The sequence below is a fragment of the Amycolatopsis sp. PSD-21 genome (assembly GCF_055561455.1).
Genome location: NZ_CM145712.1, coordinates 2267923 through 2283813, shown reverse-complemented (window position 1 = coordinate 2283813; position 15891 = coordinate 2267923). Strand labels below are relative to the sequence as shown.

19 protein-coding genes and 1 tRNA gene are annotated in these 15891 nt (G+C 69.0%); 11 read left to right on the top strand and 9 right to left on the bottom strand.

Features of this window, described 5'->3' with window-relative positions; genetic code table 11:
- Positions 1-140: 140 nt before the first annotated feature.
- From ACZ1DY_RS11155 to ACZ1DY_RS11145, 3 genes are all read left to right on the top strand, one after another.
- A complete protein-coding gene (locus ACZ1DY_RS11155; RefSeq protein ID WP_465484272.1) occupies positions 141-530 on the top strand; it encodes a peptidase inhibitor family I36 protein in 390 nt (129 codons plus the stop codon).
- Positions 531-771: 241 nt separating this feature from the next.
- Positions 772-845, top strand: a tRNA-Arg gene (locus ACZ1DY_RS11150).
- Positions 846-1085: 240 nt separating this feature from the next.
- A complete protein-coding gene (locus ACZ1DY_RS11145; RefSeq protein WP_465484271.1) occupies positions 1086-1709 on the top strand; it encodes an MFS transporter in 624 nt (207 codons plus the stop codon).
- Positions 1710-1712: 3 nt separating this feature from the next.
- On the opposite strand, the gene ACZ1DY_RS11140 is transcribed toward ACZ1DY_RS11145, so the two are convergent.
- On the bottom strand, positions 1713-2123 hold the full coding sequence (locus ACZ1DY_RS11140; RefSeq protein WP_465484270.1) for a MarR family transcriptional regulator: 411 nt from the start codon (positions 2121-2123) through the stop codon (positions 1713-1715).
- An 87-nt stretch (positions 2124-2210) separates the two neighbouring features.
- Here ACZ1DY_RS11140 and ACZ1DY_RS11135 point away from each other — a divergent pair, with 87 nt between their 5' ends.
- The 4 genes from ACZ1DY_RS11135 (at position 2211) to ACZ1DY_RS11120 (ending at position 5474) form a co-directional block, all read left to right on the top strand.
- Entirely contained in the window at positions 2211-3287 is a 1077-nt protein-coding gene (locus ACZ1DY_RS11135) for a substrate-binding domain-containing protein (protein ID WP_465484269.1), read from the top strand.
- Positions 3288-3371: 84 nt separating this feature from the next.
- The gene (locus ACZ1DY_RS11130; RefSeq protein WP_465484268.1) at positions 3372-3995 is read left to right on the top strand and encodes an AmiS/UreI family transporter; all 624 of its coding nucleotides are present in this window, start codon (positions 3372-3374) and stop codon (positions 3993-3995) included.
- Positions 3982-4980 carry an aliphatic amidase gene (locus ACZ1DY_RS11125; RefSeq protein WP_257488473.1) on the top strand — a complete coding sequence of 333 codons (999 nt, stop codon included), beginning with the start codon at positions 3982-3984 and terminating at the stop codon, positions 4978-4980. The genes ACZ1DY_RS11130 and ACZ1DY_RS11125 overlap by 14 nt, the downstream gene beginning before the upstream one ends.
- 29 nt (positions 4981-5009) lie before the next feature.
- Complete coding sequence (locus ACZ1DY_RS11120) at positions 5010-5474, top strand: SRPBCC family protein (RefSeq protein ID WP_465484267.1); 465 nt, start codon at positions 5010-5012, stop codon at positions 5472-5474.
- Here the strand turns inward: ACZ1DY_RS11120 and ACZ1DY_RS11115 are convergent.
- Positions 5414-6826, bottom strand: a complete 1413-nt coding sequence (locus tag ACZ1DY_RS11115) for an MFS transporter (RefSeq protein WP_465485640.1) — start codon at positions 6824-6826, stop codon at positions 5414-5416. The two genes, ACZ1DY_RS11120 and ACZ1DY_RS11115, sit on opposite strands and share 61 nt — an antisense overlap.
- 132 nt (positions 6827-6958) lie before the next feature.
- On the opposite strand from ACZ1DY_RS11115, the gene ACZ1DY_RS11110 reads away from it, so the two are divergent.
- Entirely contained in the window at positions 6959-7381 is a 423-nt protein-coding gene (locus tag ACZ1DY_RS11110; protein ID WP_126729871.1) for a winged helix-turn-helix transcriptional regulator, read from the top strand.
- A gap of 8 nt (positions 7382-7389) precedes the next feature.
- Positions 7390-8361: an ROK family transcriptional regulator gene (locus tag ACZ1DY_RS11105; RefSeq protein WP_465484266.1), complete on the top strand. Its 972-nt coding sequence runs from the start codon at positions 7390-7392 to the stop codon at positions 8359-8361.
- On the opposite strand, the gene ACZ1DY_RS11100 is transcribed toward ACZ1DY_RS11105, so the two are convergent.
- The 5 genes from ACZ1DY_RS11100 to ligD (ACZ1DY_RS11080) form a co-directional block, all read right to left on the bottom strand.
- Positions 8339-9727 (bottom strand): amino acid permease, encoded by a 1389-nt coding sequence (locus ACZ1DY_RS11100; protein ID WP_465484265.1) that lies wholly within the window; start codon positions 9725-9727, stop codon positions 8339-8341. The genes ACZ1DY_RS11105 and ACZ1DY_RS11100 overlap by 23 nt on opposite strands.
- A 32-nt stretch (positions 9728-9759) precedes the next feature.
- Entirely contained in the window at positions 9760-11124 is a 1365-nt protein-coding gene (locus ACZ1DY_RS11095; RefSeq protein WP_465484264.1) for a pyridoxal phosphate-dependent decarboxylase family protein, read from the bottom strand.
- Between the two features lie 79 nt (positions 11125-11203).
- Complete coding sequence (locus ACZ1DY_RS11090; protein WP_126730007.1) at positions 11204-11737, bottom strand: MarR family winged helix-turn-helix transcriptional regulator; 534 nt, start codon at positions 11735-11737, stop codon at positions 11204-11206.
- Positions 11738-11842: 105 nt separating this feature from the next.
- Positions 11843-12115: a hypothetical protein gene (locus ACZ1DY_RS11085; RefSeq protein WP_126729878.1), complete on the bottom strand. Its 273-nt coding sequence runs from the start codon at positions 12113-12115 to the stop codon at positions 11843-11845.
- A 60-nt stretch (positions 12116-12175) separates the two neighbouring features.
- Entirely contained in the window at positions 12176-13093 is a 918-nt protein-coding gene (ligD, locus tag ACZ1DY_RS11080; RefSeq protein ID WP_126729880.1) for a non-homologous end-joining DNA ligase, read from the bottom strand.
- 46 nt (positions 13094-13139) lie between these two features.
- On the opposite strand from ligD (ACZ1DY_RS11080), the gene ligD (ACZ1DY_RS11075) reads away from it, so the two are divergent.
- Positions 13140-14105 carry a non-homologous end-joining DNA ligase gene (gene ligD / locus ACZ1DY_RS11075; RefSeq protein WP_465484263.1) on the top strand — a complete coding sequence of 322 codons (966 nt, stop codon included), beginning with the start codon at positions 13140-13142 and terminating at the stop codon, positions 14103-14105.
- On the opposite strand, the gene ACZ1DY_RS11070 is transcribed toward ligD (ACZ1DY_RS11075), so the two are convergent.
- Entirely contained in the window at positions 14083-14475 is a 393-nt protein-coding gene (locus ACZ1DY_RS11070) for a VOC family protein (RefSeq protein ID WP_465484262.1), read from the bottom strand. The genes ligD (ACZ1DY_RS11075) and ACZ1DY_RS11070 overlap by 23 nt on opposite strands.
- 5 nt (positions 14476-14480) lie before the next feature.
- Entirely contained in the window at positions 14481-15335 is an 855-nt protein-coding gene (locus tag ACZ1DY_RS11065; protein WP_465484261.1) for a sigma-70 family RNA polymerase sigma factor, read from the bottom strand.
- Between the two features lie 105 nt (positions 15336-15440).
- On the opposite strand from ACZ1DY_RS11065, the gene ACZ1DY_RS11060 reads away from it, so the two are divergent.
- Positions 15441-15854: a VOC family protein gene (locus ACZ1DY_RS11060; protein WP_465484260.1), complete on the top strand. Its 414-nt coding sequence runs from the start codon at positions 15441-15443 to the stop codon at positions 15852-15854.
- The last annotated feature ends 37 nt before the right edge of the window (positions 15855-15891 follow it).

Sequence of the window (15891 nt, the reverse complement as noted above, 5' to 3'; positions counted from 1 at the left end):
TCGCCCCGATCGAGCGGCGCACAACTACTTATCCACAGAAGTAGAAATGCGGGCAGACAAACCCTTCCCCGCGCGCCATCGTGGAATCACACATTCACCGACGGCCATCGAGCCGCCGATTCACGGGGGAGAACCCAGCCATGCAACGACGTTTGACGAACCTGCGCGCCCGCCTCCCGCACGTCCTCCTGCTGGCCATGTTCGGCCTGCTGACCAGCACCGGAGTCGCGAGCGCCACCACCGCGCCGCCGGAACCCGCCTGCCAGAAGGGCGAGTTCTGCGTCTGGGGCGCGGAATCGTACGGCGGCGCGGTGCACAAATTCGACCTGCGCACCGCCAATCCCGACGAATGCATTCCCTTACCCGAAGGCTTCGACGGGCATTCGTTCGTCAACCGGCTGAGCCGGGACGTGACGATTTATCAGAGCGAGGAGTGCACCACGGAGGGAGATTTCATCACCTATCCGGGTGGCGGCACCTACGTACCCCAGGGCCCGTTCGTGATCCGCGCCCTCAAGATCTGGGACTGACCACCCCGACGGTTCGTGCCGGTCGCTCGCGGACGAGTCGACTCGCGACCTGCGCGAACCCAGGGGCCGCTCCCCGAAGCGGCCCCGGCCCGTGAGCGCGTCACCCCGCGTCGTGATGCGCTCACGGGCGTTCCAAAAAAGGGTGGGCTCGACCTGAAACGATCTGGCGGTGTCGAACGATCGACAGGTTGGCGACGGCTAAGCTGCCGATGCTGGGCGACACCCAACGTCGCCGACGTCGGCCCTCGTAGCTCAGCTGGATAGAGCAAGAGCCTTCTAATCTCTAGGTCGCAGGTTCAAGTCCTGCCGGGGGCACGTCGCGCCTGGTCACACGCACTGTGTGACCAGGCAACTCGAACGCAGAAGGGGCTGGGTCAGCACAAACCCACCACTTTCGATCCGCGTCACGTTCGCGCGGGCGGCACCGCCGGGGCATCTTCGGTTGCCCCGGCGGTGACGGTCCGTGACATGATGCCCCTGTTGTTGGTCACTGTCACACCGGCAAGTCTCCGTGAACCGGTCCATCAACCTCGCCGCGCGCTATAGGTTGTGCGCATGTACGTGCCGACCCCGACACAGCATGACCCGCGTCCAGCCAGCCCTCCCTGGTGGCTCGTCATCGGTCCCGGGTTCGCCGCGCTCATCGGTCTGTTCCTGCTCACCGTGGTCTATCGCTTCGACGGTGGGCCGGACCTGCAGATCGATTTGGGCATGTCCAGCCAGTCGTTCCTGCTGAACGTCGTCGTCGCGTACGTCGTCGCGGCCGCGCTCGCCTTCCCGGCGGGCCTGCTGCTCGGCTTGCGCTTCCCGACGTCGGTGACCGTGCCGGCGATCGTCTTGATGCTGTTGGGCGTTCTCTTGGTCGCCTTCGGGCCCAGCAGCGGGATGATCCTGGCCGGCCGGGTGCTCAACGGACTCGGCGCGGGCGCCGCCCTCGGCGTGACCGTCGCGTTGATCCGGCGTCTCAGGACCGGTCGCGGCACAGCGGCCGGGGCGACGGCGGGGCTCGGCGTCCTCGCCCTGGTGATCGCGCCGGTCCTCGGCGGGCTGCTCTCGGACGCCACCGGCTTCCGGGTGGTGTTCGTGGTGGCCGCGCTGTTCGTGTTCCTCGCGCTCGTCGTCGCCGGGGTCATCGGCATCGTCACGCTGGCCAAGCCGAAAACCGTGCCGTACGCCTGACCTTCAGTCGCCGAGCGTCCGCAACACCGCGAGCACTTCGTCCGGTACGTCGAGGAGTGCTTCCACCTCCGACACCTTCGCGGCCACGCGCCGGTGGGTCGCCCGGCCACGGGCGCTGAGGTGGACGAGGACGCGACGCCTGTCGGCGGCGTCGACCTCGCGATAGGCCTGCGCGGTGGTCACGAGTTTGTCGACCACCCTGGTCAACGTCGGGGCGGTGGCGAGCGTCCGGTCGGCGAGGTCGGCCATGGCGAGGCCGCCCTTGCCGCTCAGCGTGTCCAGCACCAGCCATTGGTCCAGAGTGAGACCTTCCTTGGCGAGCACCTGCTCCACCCTGGCGGCGACGGCACGGGCGGCGCGGGTGAGCGAGCCGGTGAGCGACGTTCCGGCGGTCGTGACGCCGCGTGTCCCCATATCCCGTCCCCTTGCCAAAACCGGACACCCTCGCAATACTTCCAGGTGAAAGCACTTTGACCTTACCGGGCCACCGCACGGAGCGCCATGCCCCCACGCCTCGCCACCCGGCCCCGCGACGACACCTGGCGTGTGGCCATGGTGGTCCCGTTGCAGGGACCGGCCGGGCTGTTCGGCCCCTCGTGCGAGGCGATCACGGAGCTGGCCGTCCACGAACTCAACGAATCCGGCGGCATCCTCGGCAGGCGGGTCGAGGCCGAGGTGGTCGACGGCGGCGGCACTCCCGCGCGAGTAGCCGGCGAAGTGCGGCGCCTGGTCGACAGCGGGCGGGTCGACGCGGTGAGTGGCTGGCACATCTCGTCGATCCGGCACGCGCTCGCGCCGGTCGTGGCCGACAGGGTGCCGTACGTGTACACGTCGCTCTACGAAGGCGGCGAACGCCGCTCGGGCATCTTCTGCACGGGCGAGACGCCGCGCTGCCAGATCGAGCCGGCGCTGCGCTGGCTGCGCGATCATCTCGGGGCCCGGCGCTGGTTCGTCGTCGGCGACGACTACGTCTGGCCGCACCGGTCGACCCGAGCGATCCGCCAGTACGCCAAGGATCTCGACCTGGGCATCACCGGAGAGGCGTTCGTCGGGCTGGGCGCGGGCGACATGTCCACAGTGGTCCGCGCGGTCGAACAGTCCACAAGCGACGGTGTGCTCATGTTGCTGGTCGGGCAGGACGCGGTGCGCTTCAACCGGGCGTTCGCCGCGCACGGGCTGAGCGACCGGCTGCTCCGGTTCAGCCCGCTGATGGAGGAGAACATGCTTCTCGCCAGTGGCGCGAACGCCACCGGAAACCTCTACGTCTCCGCCGCCTATTTCCGGTCGATGGTCACCGCCGACGCCATGGACCTCCTCGGCCGTTACGTCGACCGTCACGGACCCGGCGCCCCCGCCCTGAACAACGCGGCCGAATCCTGTTACGAAGGGCTGCATACGCTGGCCGAGCTCGTCGGCAGGGCGGGGACGCCGGAGCTTCCCGCGCTCAACGCGGCGATCGACGGCGTCGCGTATCACGGGCCGCGCGGCACGATTGAGTTCCGCGGGCAGCAGGCCGATCAGCACGTCCATCTCGCGGTCGCCGACGGCTACGACTTCGAAGTGCTCACCCGGCTGTGAAAGCCACCCCCTTGACTCACTCCGGCCCACCACATACTTTCATTTGAAATTATTCCATGTGACGCACGTTATGCGGAGGTGAGCATGGGCAACGTGGGCCTGCTCTACGTCGGCGCCGCCTTGATGATCAACGGCCTGATGTTGCTCGGCCGGATACCTCCGCGTTCGGCGGCGGTGCTGAACCTGTTCGTCGGCGCGCTGCAGTGCGTCACCCCGACCGTGCTGATCGTCCAGGCGAACGGGAATCCGGACGCGATCCTCGCCGCGTCCGGCCTGTACCTGTTCGGTTTCACGTATCTGTACGTCGGCATCGCGAACCTCGCCGGTCTGGAGCCCGAAGGCATCGGCTGGTTCTCGCTCTTCGTGGCGGGCGCCGCCGTGGTGTACGCCGGGATCGCCTTCTGGCACGGCGACGACCCTGTTTTCGGCGTCATCTGGCTGTCCTGGGCGTTGCTGTGGACGTTGTTCTTCCTCGTACTCGGCCTTGGCAAAGAACATCTGACGCGATTCACCGGCTGGACCGTCCTGCTGCTCAGCCAGCCGACGTGCACGGTGCCCGCCTTCCTCGGCCTCACCGGCGCCTACCGCAGCGACGGCGGCACCGCGCTGCTGGCGGCCGCGATCGTGGTGGCGCTGGTCGCGGCCGCCGGATCCCTCGACGTCCTGAAAAACCGTTCGGAGAAAAGGAGTCTTCATGCGACACGGTGACATTTCCGCCAGCCCGGACACGGTCGGCGTCGCGGTGGTCAACTACAAGATGCCGCGCCTGCACACGAAGGCCGAAGTCCTCGACAACGCCCGCAAGATCGCCGAAATGGTGGTGGGCATGAAGTCCGGGCTTCCCGGCATGGACCTCGTGGTGTTCCCCGAGTACTCGACGCAGGGCATCATGTACGACCCGAAGGAGATGTACGAGACCGCGGCGACGATTCCCGGTGAGGAGACCGAGATCTTCGCCGCCGCGTGCCGGGAAGCCCAGACGTGGGGCGTCTTCTCGATCACCGGCGAGCGGCACGAGGACCATCCGGCCAAGCCGCCGTACAACACGCTCGTGCTCATCAACGACCGCGGCGAGATCGTCCAGAAATACCGCAAGATCCTGCCCTGGTGCCCGATCGAGGGCTGGTACCCCGGCGAGGACACCTATGTCAGCGATGGTCCGAAGGGCATGAAGATCTCGCTGATCATCTGCGACGACGGGAACTATCCGGAGATCTGGCGTGACTGCGCGATGAAGGGCGCCGAGCTGATCGTGCGCTGCCAGGGCTACATGTATCCCGCCAAGGAACAGCAGGTCCTCATGGCCAAGGCGATGGCGTGGGCCAACAACTGTTACGTGGCCGTGGCGAACGCCGCCGGTTTCGACGGCGTGTACTCGTACTTCGGCCATTCCGCGATCATCGGCTTCGACGGCCGCACGCTCGGCGAGACCGGCGAAGAGGAATACGGGATCCAGTACGCGCAACTGTCGGTTTCGGCGATCCGCGACGCGCGGACCTACGACCAGTCGCAGAACCACATCTTCAAACTGCTGCACCGCGGCTACACCGGCGTGCAGGACGCGGCCGAAGGCGACAAGGGCGTGGCCGACTGCCCGTTCGACTTCTACAAGCTCTGGGTCACCGACGCCAAGAAGGCGCAGGAGAAGGTCGAGTCGATCACCCGCGACACCATCACTCCTCGGCACCCCTGACGAGGACAGGGCGCCCTAGACTCGGCGCCATGGACAGGATCGACAGCGGCAGCCGGACGATCGCCGCCCCGCCCGAGACCGTCTACCAGGCACTCCTGGACCGCGAGTCCCTCGAGGCCTGGCTCCCGCCCGAAGGAATGCGCGGCCGGATCGAGCATTGGGATCCGCGGCCCGGCGGCGGTTTCCGCATGATCCTCACCTACCTCGACGCGTCCGCCGCGCCCGGCAAGTCGTCGGACGCGACGGACGTCGTCGAAGTGGGGTTCGCCGAGCTGGTGCCCGCCGAACGGGTGGTGCAGCGGGCCGTCTTCGAGTCCGTGGACCCGGCGTTCGCGGGCACCATGACGATGACCTGGAGCCTGGCCGCCGCGGGAGACGGCACCGAGGTGACCGTCACCGCGACGGACGTGCCGTCCGGCATCGGCCAGGCGGATCACGAAGCCGGGATCGCCTCTTCGCTGGCCAATCTGGCTTCCTTCGCCGAAACGCGCTGACGGCCGGACGCGATGACGATCGCGGCGAGGACGGCCATCACCAGCGGCACGACCAGCGCCGCCCGGAAACCGCCGAGCGCGGCCTCTCGCGAACCGTCACCCAGCGCGGCGACGTTGACGGCGGTCACCGCCGACAGTCCGAGCGCCGCGCCGAACTGGAACGCCGTGTACAGCAACCCGCCCGCGAGCCCCTGTTCGTCCTCGGCGATCCCGTCGGTGGCGACGATCGTCAGCGGACCGTAGGCGAGCGCGAACCCGAGCCCCAGGATGATCATCGACGGGAACATCGCCGCGTACGTCCAGTCCAGGCCCAGCGGCAGGAAGAGCGCGTACGCCACGGCGGCGAGCACGAGTCCGCCGAAGATCAGCCGGGTGTTGCCGAACCTCGCCACCAGCCGCGGGGTCAGCGTCGGCGCGAGGATCGCGTCGATCCCCACGGCCAGCAGCGCCAGGCTCGTCTCCAGCGTCGACCAGCCCCGAAGTTCCTGCAGGTACAGCGTGACGAGGAACTGGAACCCGAAGAACGATCCCGCGAACAGCAGGGCACTGACGTTCGCCCGCACCAGCGGACCAGACTTCAGGATGCCGAGGCGCACCAGCGGCGCGGGCGAGCGGCGTTCGACGGCCACGAAGGCCGTCAGCGCCGCCACTCCCCCGGCGAACGACGCGAGAGTCCAGCCCCAGCCCTGTCCGGGGTGTTCCAGCCGGACCACCGCGTAGGCGATCAGCAGCATCGCCACGGTCACGGTGAGCGCCCCGGGGAGGTCCAGGCGACGCGGCACGCGTTCCTCGCCCGCCGGTTCCTTGATCAGCCACAGCGCGGCGAGCAGGATGACGGCGGACAGGATCACCGGAGTGAAGAACACCCAGCGCCAGTCGATCCTGGTCAGCAGACCGCCGATGACCAGGCCGAGCGAGAAGCCGCCCGCCCCGGTGCCGGCATAGAACAGCAGCGCCTTGTTCCGTTTCGGGCCTTCCTCGAAGCTCGTGGTGATGATGGACAGCCCGGCCGGGGTCATGAAGGCCGCGGCGACGCCGGTGACGAACCGGGCGAGCAGCAGCATCCAGCCTTCGGTGGCGAACCCGCCCAGCCCGGAGAAGACGAGGAACACCACCAGCCAGGCGATGAACATGCGACGCCGGCCGTAGATGTCGGCGGCGCGCCCGCCCAGCAGCATGAACCCGCCGTAGCCGAGCACGTAGGCGCTCACGACGCCGCTCAGCGTCGCCGTCGACAGCCCGAGTTCGGCCCGGATGGACGGCAGCGCCACGTTGAGCATCGCGACGTCGATGCCCTCCAGGAAGATGGCGCCGCACAGCACCACGAGCACGCCCCAGGCCCGCCCGCCCATCCGGTCGGCGCGCGGAAGCGTTTGCGAGTTGCTCAAGATCGGATCTCCTCAGTGAACGGGAACCGACGGTTACCCATCAGCCGGTCGGTTCCCTCTTGTAACCAAGGGGATCTTCCGTCACCATCGACGACCATGGAAGAAGGCACTTTGAACTCACCTAGTCGTTGTGAACTCACCGAGGAGGACTACGAGGCCTTCCAGTGGGACACGCGCGAGGACTGCGAGGTCCGCCAGATCCTCGACCGGGTGGCGGACAAATGGTCACTCCTGGTGATCGCGCTGCTCGACCGGAACACGCTGCGGTTCACCGAGCTCAAGTACAAGATCGACGGCATCAGCCAGCGCATGCTCACCACCACGCTGCGCCATCTCGAACGGGACGGGCTGGTGAGCCGCACCGTCTATCCGGTGGTGCCGCCCCGTGTCGAGTACGCGCTGACGCCGCTGGGGATGACGCTGCACAAGACGATCCAGTCGCTGGTCACCTGGACCGAGGACCACCAGGGCGAGATCGCCCTCGCGCGCGCCCAGTACGACAAACGCGCCACCGTCTAGGGAGCCGCATGGCCAGACTGTCCGGAGGGGATCCGTCACTGCTGCGGCGGCTCAACGCCATCGCCGTCCTGCGGGCGCTGTACGAGGCCGAGGGACTCACCCTCGCGGAACTGGTCAAGGCGAGCGAGGTCTCCCGTCCGACGGTCGAGGAGATCGCCGCCGACCTCGGTGAACAGGGGCTGGTCGAGGAGGTCCCGCTTCCGCCCGGCGCGCCGCGGCCGGTGGGGCGGCCCGCCAAGCGGTACCGCTTCCGCCACGAGTCCGGGCACGTCGCCGGCCTCGAGATCGGCCCGCGTCAGGCGTTGTGCCTGGTCGCCGACCTGCGGGGCGACGTCGTCGGACGGGCGAAGGCCGGGCTCACCCCCGAAACGGACGCGGCCACCCGGCTCGGCACCGCGCACCGGGTGCTCGCCACGGCCGTCGACGGTCACGTCGGCGTGCGGGTGCTCGGCATCGGCACCACCGGCGTGGTGTCCGGCGGCAAGGTCGTCCACAACTACCGCCTTCCCGGCTGGACCGGCGTCGACCTGCCCGCGGAGTTCGGCGGCGGCTGCCCCGTGCTGGCCGGGAACGACACCGAACTCGCCACGCTGGCCGAACACTGGCGCGGTGCCGCGCGCGGCGTCGACGACGTCGTCTACGTGCGGACCGGGCACACGGTCTCGCTGGGCCTGCTGCTCGGCGGGAAGCTGCACGCTGGCCACCACGGCGCCGCCGGCGAGATCGGCGCCCTGCGGCCGGCAGGCGGGTTCGCCGAGCTCGTCGCCGCCACCGTCCTCGCCGTCGACCCGCAGCTGGTGGTTATCGGCGGCACCGGCGAGCTGACCGCGAAACTGCGTGCCGAGCTCGCTCGGCTGTGCCTGTTCCCGGTGCGCGTCGAGATCTCGGCGCTCGGCGAGGACTCGGTGGCGCTCGGCGCGGTCCGGCTGGCGCTGAATCGCGTGGAGCGCGACCTGTTCAGCGTCGAGGACGTCGCCTGAGCAGGCTGATCACCACGATCAGCACGGCCACCGCGCCGCTGGTGAACAGCTGTGTCCGCGCGTCGGCGTCCGTCCACATGAGAACGAGGACGCCCGCCATCGCGAGCAGCGCGACCCAGCTGAGCCAAGGGAAACCCCACATCCGCACCGGCAGGTCCGCGGCCGTGCCGTCCCGCTCCGCCGCCTTCCGCAGCCGCAGCTGCGAGATCGCGACGAAGATCCAGACGAGCAGGATGTTCGCCCCGATGGCGTTCAGCAGGAAGGGCAGGACGTGTTCGGGGGCGAGGAAGTTCAGCAGTACGGCCACGAAACCGAAGGCCACCGACGCGAGCACCGCCGTCCGCGGGACGCCCGCGCCGGACAGCTTCAGCATCGCGCGCGGCGCTTCGCCGCGTTCGGCCAGCGAGAACACCATCCGCGAGGCGCCGTAGAGGTTGGCGTTCAACGCCGACAGCAGCGAGGTCAGCACGACGAAACTCATCAAGAGCGCCGCGGACGGCACCCCGATCCGCTCCAGGATGGTCACGAACGGGCTGGTGTTGGCCGACGCGGTCTCCCACGGCAGCAACAGCACCATCAGCGCCACGGAACCGACGTAGAACAGCAGCAACCGCACGATGACCGTGCGCGTGGTGCGGCGGATCGAATCCGCCGGGTCGTCGGACTCCGCCGCGGCGATGGTGACCAGTTCCATGCCGCCGAAGGAGAACGCGACCGCGAGCAGACCGGTCAGCACGCCCTGCAGGCCGTTGGGCAGGAAACCGCCGTGCCCGGTGAGGTTGTCCAGGCCGACCGGCGTCGTACCCGGCAGGATCCCGAACACCGCCAGTGTGCCCAGGACGAGGAAGGCGACCACGGCGGTCACCTTGATCGCGCCGAACCAGAACTCGAACTCCCCGAACGAGCGCACCGCGAACAGGTTCACCACCGTGAGCACCGCCATGAACAGCAGCACCCAGGTCCACTGTGGAACCTGCGGCAGCAGCCCGTTCGCGATCCCCGCCGCCGCGGTGGCCTCGGCCGCGACCACGACCACCAGCAGCGACCAGTACAGCCAGCCGACGGTGAACCCGGCCCAGCGCCCGAGCGCCTTCTCCGCGTACACCGAGAACGAACCGCTGCTCGGCTCGGCGGCGGCCATCTCGCCCAGCATGCGCATCACGAGCACCATGAGCAGGCCGGCGACCACATAGGACAGGAGGATGCCGGGCCCCGCGGTCTTGATCCCCGCGCCGGTGCCGACGAACAGTCCGGCGCCGATCGCCCCGCTGATGGCCAGCATGGTGACGTGCCGCCGCCGGAAGCCGGTGCCGAGCGACCGGGTCTCGGTCGCGGTCACGGGTTCGGCGGGACCTGGTGCGGGCATGGTGGATCCATTCGTCTGCGGTACGCGGGAGCTCAACCGCGGGACAACTCTTCCAGCCGTTCGTGGAGCCGGTCGACGTGGTCCTCGCTTTCGGGCTTCATCAGCACGCTACGCAGGATCCTCGCGCCGTCCGCATCCGAGTCGGCCCCGGTGTGACGCAGACCGAACTGCGGCTCGCTCACCCGCAGGGTGCTGAGGAACACCGGTTCCCTCGCCGCGGCCATGCCGTTGCGCAGGATCCGCGCGCTCGCCTGGTCGATGTTCGACAGCGAAAACGGTTCCGTGCGGGGGAAGTAGGTGACGATGTCGAGTTCCGGTGGCTGGTACAGGTCGAACCGCTCGGAGTCCTCCAGCAGCTTCGCCCACCGCAGCGCCGCGCGGCGCCCGGCGGCGAGCACCCGGCCCAGCCCGTCGGGGGTGGGCGGCAGCACCCGGAAGGTGAGCCACAACGCGGCGGCGGCCGCGCCCGCCCGGGAGCATTCGAGGCTGATCTCGCCGAGATGCAGGTCTTCCGAGGTGAAGTAGGTGTACGGCGAATCGTGCAGGTAGAACCGGCCCGCCGCGGGGTCGGAGAACAGCACCGCGCCGCAACCGTAGGGCTGGAGGCCGTGCTTGTGCGGATCGATGACGATCGAATCGGCCTCGGCGATGGCGAGCCACGGGGCTTCGGGCAGTCCTTCCGGACCGTCCAAACCGGACAGAAGCCGGAAGAACCCACCGTAGGCGGCGTCGACGTGCACGCGGACGCCGTAGCGTTCACGCAGCGCCAGCGCCTCGTGGACCGGCTCCACCGTGCCGAGCGCGGTCGTCCCGGCGGTGAGCACCACGGTGCCGATCTTCCCGGTGCGCAGCAGGTCTTCGAGCGCGTCGAGGTCCATGGCGCCGCGCGCGTCGACAGGCACCGTGTGTCCCTCGACGCCGAGCACGCCGCACATCCGGCCGTGCGTGTAATGCGCCTCGGCGCTGTACGCGATCCCCTTGCCCGGATGCGTTTCCCGCGCGACGAACAGCGCTTCGAGGTTCGCCATCGTGCCGCTGGTGGTCAGATGCCCCAGATGTTCCGTGTAGCCGAACATCGTGGCGAGCTGCCGGACGACCTCGCGTTCCATCTCGGCCGTCGCGGGGCCGCCGTCGAGCGCGTGGTTGTTGGGGTTGACCAGCATCGCGGACAGGTAGCCGACGACCGCGGCCGGATGCGGCGGTTTGAGCATCTGGCCGGCGTAGGAGGGATGGAAGAACGGGTAGTTGTCCTTCAGCCGCTCGGTGAGCTCCTCGAACGCGGCCTCGAACCGCCCGTCGGAGATCTCCAGCGACGGATGCGGCCGGAAGCCGGCGAACGTCTCCGCCCACGCCTCGTTCGACGTCAACGCCTGACCGAGCCAATACCGGAAGTCCATCGAGCACGCCCTTCGCTTCGTTCGGCTCCAAAAAACGTAGGAGCCGGTGAAGGCCGCGCGCAACCGTCTTCGGTAGGGGTCAGATCTTGCGGGTTCGCCGCTCCTCGCCCTTCTCCTCCAGCTGCCGGACGATCTCGCGCAGCGAAGCGGCCAGCTCGGTGCACTTCTCGGGGCTGAGCCGGGCGGTGACGAACGCTTCCTCCTGGTTGAACTCCGGGAAGAGCTCCCTCATCAGCCGCTCCCCTTCCGGGGTCAGCGCGAGCAGCACCAATCGTCCGTCGACCGGATGTTTGCGCCGGGTGACCAGGCCGTGCGCCTCCAAGGTCTTCATGACGCCGGTGAGCGTTCCTTTGGTGATACCGGACTCGGCGGCGACGTGCCTGGTCTCCTTCTCGCCGAAGATCCACACCACCCACAGCACCACGAACGCGGTCCAGGTGAGACCCGCCGTGCGCAGGACCGAGTTCTCGAAATGCAGCCGGACGGCCGTCGCGGCGCGGTGGAGATTGGCCACCGCCTCCATCCGCTCCCACAGCAGCGGGATACCGCCCAGTTTGGCCCGCACGGCGGTCTCGGTCTCGGCCAGTGTGTGATATCCGGTCAACAGCCACATCCTCACCGGCCCCGGAGGTACCAGCCCGGTGGGCGCGCACCCCCGCGCACCCGCTCCGCAGATCGTATGCGGAACGGGCGTGAGTCCACAGTGGCCTTTCGGAGGCTAAGCGGCGGACGCCAGGGGCTCCACGAGTTCTTGTCCGGTTTCGGACAATCGCGCCGGTACCCGGCTGCCGGGAACACCACCGGCGGGAAGCCGGATCAGGCCGGCGTGGGCGAGGCGGTGGGCCGTGCTCTGGTCGCTGCACGGCAGGCCGTCGACATAGAGGTCCGGCTCCAGGCTGACGGTGATTTCAGCCCGTCCCTGTGCCACGGCTCGGAGCATGGCCAGGGCCCGGTACGACAGGCCTTCGGGGTCTTGCGCTCTCTCGTTCATTCGGGGTCACTCCTCTGACCTGGGAGTTTCCCGTCAGCGGCGGTTCAAACATGACCCCGGTCACCGTTGGGGTACGGCCGCGCGATGCTCGGTGATGTCGCCGAACAGGTCGCCCATCTCCTCGACGCGCTCGAGCACCTGGCCGGCGGTGAACAGCAGGTCCTCGGCCTTGCGGCAGGCTTCGACCTCCTCCCAGGTCACCGGGGTGGAGACGGTGGGGATGGCGCGGCCGCGCAGCGAGTACGGCGCGATGGTGGTCTTGGCGGTGTTGTTCTGGCTCCAGTCGATGAACACCCGGCCGGGGCGGATGGCCTTCGCCATTTTGGCGACCACGGTTTCCGGTGAGCGGCGCGCCAGCTCCTCCGCGACGGCCTTGGCGTACTCGGAGGTGCGTTCGTCCGACCGCGTGCGCACCGGGCAGTACAACTGCATTCCCTTGTTGCCGCTCGTCTTCGCGTACACCGTGAGACCGTCTCCGGTCAGCAGGTCGCTGAGCGTCTCGGCCACCCGGCAGCAGTCGACGACGTCCGCCGGCGGCCCGGGATCGAGATCGAACACCAGCAGATCGGGTGATTTCCGCGCGCCGCGCGGGCCGACGGTCCACTGTGGAATATGCAGTTCCAGCGCGGCGAGATTGGCCGCCCACATCAGCGTCGGCAGGTCACCGACCACCGGGTAGTCGAGCGTCTCCTCCCCGCCACGGCGGCCACGGTTGGTGAGCCGCGCCGTGCGCACCCAGTCGGGGGCGTGCCGGGAAACGTTCTTCTCGTAGAACGGTTCGCCGTCGACCCCGTCGGGGAACCGGCGGAACGTGGCGGCGCGGTCACGCAGATGGGGGAGCATGACGGGGGCTATCCGGCGGTAGTAGTCGAGGACCTCGCGTTTGGTGAAACCGTGCGCGGGGTAGAGCACCTTGTCCAGATTGGACAGGCCCAGCCGCCGCCCCTCGACCTCGACCGTCATCCGCTGCTCAGGCACCCTTCGACGATAGATCACCGGAGGGGTTCCCGGGGTACCGTGAGGCATGAGCACCGTGCCGGACGCGATCGCCCCGATGCTGGCGACCGACGGCGACCTGCCCACCGGCGGGTGGGGCTACGAATACAAATGGGACGGCTACCGCTGCTGCCTGCGTGTCGCGCGCGACGGCGAGACGCGTCTGACCAGCCGCCGCGGCCTCGACATCACGGCGACGTACCCGGACGTGACCGCGGAAGCACTGAGCGGGCACGAAGCCGTCCTCGACGGCGAGATCGTCGTCCTCGACGAGCAGGGGCGGCCCAGCTTCCCGCTGTTGCAGACCCGGCACCTGCGCACCCCGGACGCGTCCCTGCTGGAACGCAGTCCGGTGCATTTCTTCGCCTTCGACGTGCTGTTCCTCGACGGTGACGCCCTGCTCGACGAGCCATACGAGGCCAGGCGCGAGGTGCTGACGTCCCTGGGCGCCGGCGGCCGCATCGCCATCCCACCGGGTTACACCGACGACGACATCTCCCCCGATCAGCTGCTCGACGTCGTCCGGCAGCACGGGCTCGAAGGGCTGATCGCGAAGAAGCTCGACAGCCGCTACCACCCCGGCAAGCGGACCCGCCACTGGATCAAACGGGCGCTGTGGCACACCCAGGAGGTCGTGATCGGCGGCTGGCGGCCCGGCGATGGGCGGCGCGCGGGGACGCTCGGCGCGTTGCTGCTGGGCGCGCACGACGAAGCCGGCGACCTTCGGTACATCGGCGACGTCGGGACCGGGTTCAGCGACAAGGTCCTCGACGACCTGCACGCCCGGCTCACCCCGCTGGAGCGGAAGAAGCCACCGTTCGCGTCGGAGGTCCCGCGCGACCGGGCCCGGCGGGTGCACTGGGTGGAGCCCGAACTCGTCGGGGAGGTCGTGCACCGGAACTGGACGCCCGACGGCCGTCTGCGGCACACGACCTGGCGAGGGCTGCGGGCGGACAAGACACCCGATGACGTCAGGCTTCCCTCCGCTGGATGAACCGCAGCATGGTGCCGGAGGGATCGAGGAAGGCGCAATCACGGATTCCGCCGGGCCGGTCGATCGGTTCCTGCATCACTTCCGCGCCCGAGGCCTCGATGCGCTCGAAAGTGCCGTCGCAGTCGTCGGTCGCGAAGACGAGACGGCTCAGCAAGGCTTTGGCCATCAGGTCTTCGATCGCGGACCGGTCCGCCGATGAGGCGCCCCGGCCGGGTGGTTCGAGGACGATCCGCACGTCCGGCTGCGAAGGCGGGCCGACACTCACCGGTCCGTCGTCCCACACGGTGAAGCCGAGCACGTCACGGTAGAAGCCGAGCGCGCTGCCGACATCGTGGACGACGAGCGTGCAGGAGGAGAACCGGAGCTCCATGCCGGTCAGACCTCGCTGACTTTGGCGCTGAGAAAGGCGATCTCGCGCCCGCGGAGGCGCTCCGGGTCGGTGTCGATGTCGATCCGGGTGATCTTCCCGCCGGCGAAGCTGAACGTGAAAACGGCCTTCGCCTCGCCGCGATGTGACCAGACGGCCGACGGGACGCCGTCGACCAGCGCGAGCCGGGCCGCCTCGGCGCGTCCGGAGAAGAAGGCCGCCACCGCCTGGCCGCCGCGGACCTCGCCGACCACGGCGTCCGGGTCGAGCAGTTCGAGCAGGGCTTCGAAATCCCCGTTCCGGGCAGCGGCCAGGAAGGCGGCGATGACCTCACGCTTCGGGGATCGCGCGGCGTCGGTCTCGTCGGAGGCGGTCTGCACCCGGCGCCGTGCCCGGCTCGCGAGCTGCCGGGACGCGGCCGGGGAACGGCCGAGGACCGTGCCGATCTCACCGAAGGACACGGCGAACACGTCGTGCAGGACGAACGCGAGCCGCTCGGCGGGGGTCAGCCTGTCCAGCACCACCATCAGCGCGACCCCGACCGAGTCGGCCAGCAACGCCTCGTCCTCGGGGTCCTGCCGGCCGGTATCCGGTGCGGTGGGCTCGGGCGGCAGCGCCCCGGCGGCGTCCTCCCGCCTGGCGCGGCGGGATTCCAGCATGTTCAGGCACACCCTGGCGACGACCGTGGTCAGCCAGCCCGCCGGATTCTCGATCTCGCCGGTGTCCGCGCGGCTGACCCGCAGCCACGCCTCCTGCACCGCGTCCTCGGCCTCCCCGGGTGAGCCGAGGATCCGGTAGGCCACGGCCCGCAAGCGGCTCTGGTGCTCGGCGAACCGCTCGCTCACCCAATCGTGCTCGGCCATCTGTCACATTCCTCCGTCCGGGTCGGTCACATCGAATGACCGGCGAACCCGTCCCGATGTGACATCGCCGGTCCGACCACCCTTTCGAATCCACGGGAGAACATCATGAAAGCGCACGTCAGCTCGATCCTCCTCGGTGTCCAGGACCTGGCCCGGTCCAAGGCGTTCTACACCGAGGGGCTCGGCTGGAAGATCAAGAACGACTACGGCGTCTCGGTGTTCTTCGAACCGGACGGCGGCTCGTGGGTCGGCTTCTACGGCCGCGAAGGACTGGCCGGTCAGGTGGGCACGAACGCCGAAGGAAGCGGGTTCAGCGGGCTGGTCCTCACCTACGTCGTCCGCAGCGAAACCCGCGTCGACGAGGTCGTCGCGGAGGCGGAGAAGGCCGGCGCCACGATCCTGAAAGCCGCGGGCGCCCTGCCGTGGGGCGGGTACGGCGGCACCTTCGCGGACCTGGACGGCTACATCTGGAGCATCAGCTACAGCGCGAAGGGCACGGATCAGCCTTACGCGGAGTGATCACCGCTGTGAGCCTGGCCCCGCGCGAGGAGCCAGG

Coding starts and splice junctions, on each gene's coding strand:
- ACZ1DY_RS11085 (WP_126729878.1), bottom strand. CDS start 12,115: ATGAACGAGAGAGCGCAAGACCCCGAAGGCCTGTCGTACCGGGCCCTG.
- ACZ1DY_RS11120 (WP_465484267.1), top strand. CDS start 5,010: ATGGACAGGATCGACAGCGGCAGCCGGACGATCGCCGCCCCGCCCGAG.
- ACZ1DY_RS11130 (WP_465484268.1), top strand. CDS start 3,372: ATGGGCAACGTGGGCCTGCTCTACGTCGGCGCCGCCTTGATGATCAAC.
- ACZ1DY_RS11145 (WP_465484271.1), top strand. CDS start 1,086: ATGTACGTGCCGACCCCGACACAGCATGACCCGCGTCCAGCCAGCCCT.
- ACZ1DY_RS11105 (WP_465484266.1), top strand. CDS start 7,390: ATGGCCAGACTGTCCGGAGGGGATCCGTCACTGCTGCGGCGGCTCAAC.
- ACZ1DY_RS11090 (WP_126730007.1), bottom strand. CDS start 11,737: ATGTGGCTGTTGACCGGATATCACACACTGGCCGAGACCGAGACCGCC.
- ACZ1DY_RS11065 (WP_465484261.1), bottom strand. CDS start 15,335: ATGGCCGAGCACGATTGGGTGAGCGAGCGGTTCGCCGAGCACCAGAGC.
- ACZ1DY_RS11100 (WP_465484265.1), bottom strand. CDS start 9,727: ATGCCCGCACCAGGTCCCGCCGAACCCGTGACCGCGACCGAGACCCGG.
- ACZ1DY_RS11125 (WP_257488473.1), top strand. CDS start 3,982: ATGCGACACGGTGACATTTCCGCCAGCCCGGACACGGTCGGCGTCGCG.
- ACZ1DY_RS11135 (WP_465484269.1), top strand. CDS start 2,211: ATGCCCCCACGCCTCGCCACCCGGCCCCGCGACGACACCTGGCGTGTG.
- ACZ1DY_RS11095 (WP_465484264.1), bottom strand. CDS start 11,124: ATGGACTTCCGGTATTGGCTCGGTCAGGCGTTGACGTCGAACGAGGCG.
- ACZ1DY_RS11155 (WP_465484272.1), top strand. CDS start 141: ATGCAACGACGTTTGACGAACCTGCGCGCCCGCCTCCCGCACGTCCTC.
- ligD (WP_465484263.1), top strand. CDS start 13,140: ATGAGCACCGTGCCGGACGCGATCGCCCCGATGCTGGCGACCGACGGC.
- ACZ1DY_RS11140 (WP_465484270.1), bottom strand. CDS start 2,123: ATGGGGACACGCGGCGTCACGACCGCCGGAACGTCGCTCACCGGCTCG.
- ACZ1DY_RS11115 (WP_465485640.1), bottom strand. CDS start 6,826: ATGGGCGGGCGGGCCTGGGGCGTGCTCGTGGTGCTGTGCGGCGCCATC.
- ACZ1DY_RS11110 (WP_126729871.1), top strand. CDS start 6,959: ATGGAAGAAGGCACTTTGAACTCACCTAGTCGTTGTGAACTCACCGAG.
- ACZ1DY_RS11060 (WP_465484260.1), top strand. CDS start 15,441: ATGAAAGCGCACGTCAGCTCGATCCTCCTCGGTGTCCAGGACCTGGCC.
- ACZ1DY_RS11070 (WP_465484262.1), bottom strand. CDS start 14,475: ATGGAGCTCCGGTTCTCCTCCTGCACGCTCGTCGTCCACGATGTCGGC.